A 1,758-nucleotide genomic window follows, 5' to 3' on the forward strand; every position below is an offset into this window, starting at 1 on the left:
CGACGCTCGTGATCATTCATCACCCACCGTTCCTGGTCGGAGCCGACGGGATGGACGAGCTGCGCCTCATCGGGGCCGATCCGCTCGACGCAATCATCAAGGACCATCCCGAAATCGAACGCGTGCTGTGCGGCCACTACCATCGCTCGATCACGACGCGCTATGCGGGCACCGTGGGCTATGTCGCCCCCGGCACGGCACATCAGGTGGCGCTCGACCTGCGACCCGGGCACGCCAACCGCTTCATCATGGAGCCGCCCGGATTTGCCTTGCATTGCTGGCAGCCGGACATGGGCGTCAGCAGCCACGTGGTCCCGATCGGAAACTACGGGTGCTCGCTCGAATTCGTATCCGATCGCCAGCCCAGGACGGATCGAGGTGACGGCCTTTCGACCCTGCTGGCCCGCGCGGACACGGTCGTCGACGAGGCCGCAGCCAGGCTGGTCGCGATGCAATTCTCGCCCCTGCACACCGAGCGCAAGGAAGGGCTCGACATCGTCACCGAGGCGGACCTCGCCTCCGAGGCGATCGTCGTCGCCGGCCTGAAGGCCCTGACGCCGGATGCCGGCATCCTGGCCGAGGAGAGCGGCGCAAGCCCGGGAGATCACGCCGCGCGCTGGATCATCGATCCGCTCGACGGGACGATCAACTACGCGCGCGGGCTGCCGTGGTTTTCCGTCACGGTCGCCTACGAGGTCGGCGGCGAGACGAAACTTGGCCTGATCGACGCGCCGAAGATTGGATTGAGGGCGCGCTACCTCGCCGGGGAAGGCGCGACGATCGACGGCGTGCCGGCCCGCGTCTCCTCGACGCGTTCGCTGTCGGATGCGGTCATCTCCGTGATCCTGACCTCGCATTTCACGCCCGAGGAAGTCCAGCGGACGGCGCGTGTCATCGAACTGCTCGGCAAGCTGGTGCGCGGCGTGCGTATCGTCGTTTCGGGCGCCTTTGAGACGACGATGGTGGCCTCGGGCCGCCTCGACGGCTTTGTCTCGCTGAAGGCCGACATCGTCTCGCACGCGGCCGCGATGCCGATGGTGTGGGCCGGCGGCGGCAAGGTCACGACGCTGACTGGACGGCCGTGCCGCAACGACGATCTCGACAAGATCGCCTCCAACGGATTGATCCACGATGAGTTGCTGGCGCTTCTGCGCCAGGCGCTGCAATGACGGAACGCTATCGCGGAAACAGCTTGTCGCGGATGTAGCGCGAGGTCGGGGTCAATCTGGCGCCGCGCGGCTTCCGCCAAACCGCGCGGTCGATCTCCTTCTTGTCGCCGACCTTCAGGCGCCCCGACACCTTCTTGGCCAGGAAGATCGCATCGCTCATCCGCCGGCCGGTTCCGCCCTTCTTCGCCTTCACTTCCTTCCAGAGCTTCAACGGCCCGAGCTTCAGCTTGGGCAACTCCTCCTTGATCTCGCGGCGAAGGCAGCGCCTGTCGCTCTCGCCTGCCCGCCGTCTTCCCCCCGGAAACATCCAGAGCCCGTCGCGCCGGCGCCGCACCATCAGGACGCGGCCCTTTCTCGCGACGACCAGTTTGGATGATTTCGCCATGGCCTTACGGGCAGATGATCGCCTTGATGATTCCGTCGCGCCGCGCGACCTGCTGCTCGAACGCGGCAGGCGTCTGGTCGAGCGAGAAGCTATGGGTCGCCAGCGGCGCGAGCTTGACCTGCCCAGACTGCGCGAGGGCGATGGCGCGCGGATAGACCTCAGGCATGCGGCGTGAAAACTTGATCGACAACCCCTTCCGGCGTG

At 66.5% G+C, this 1,758-nt stretch carries 2 protein-coding genes and 1 pseudogene; 1 reads left to right on the plus strand and 2 read right to left on the minus strand.

The annotated features are described in order from the left end of the window. The coding region (locus GGD66_RS41010) for an inositol monophosphatase family protein (RefSeq protein ID WP_183262267.1) at positions 1–1,169 on the plus strand (1,169 nt) is incomplete at its 5' end. Between the two features lie 7 nt (positions 1,170–1,176). Here the strand turns inward: GGD66_RS41010 and GGD66_RS41015 are convergent. Both GGD66_RS41015 and GGD66_RS41020 read right to left on the minus strand, forming a co-directional pair. After that, positions 1,177–1,554, minus strand: a complete 378-nt coding sequence (locus tag GGD66_RS41015) for an NUDIX hydrolase (protein ID WP_128966907.1) — start codon at positions 1,552–1,554, stop codon at positions 1,177–1,179. A gap of 4 nt (positions 1,555–1,558) precedes the next feature. Further along, positions 1,559–1,758 (minus strand): annotated as a pseudogene (locus GGD66_RS41020) (alcohol dehydrogenase); the annotation flags it as partial.

Source organism: Bradyrhizobium sp. CIR48 (assembly GCF_014198315.1).
Classification (GTDB): domain Bacteria; phylum Pseudomonadota; class Alphaproteobacteria; order Rhizobiales; family Xanthobacteraceae; genus Bradyrhizobium.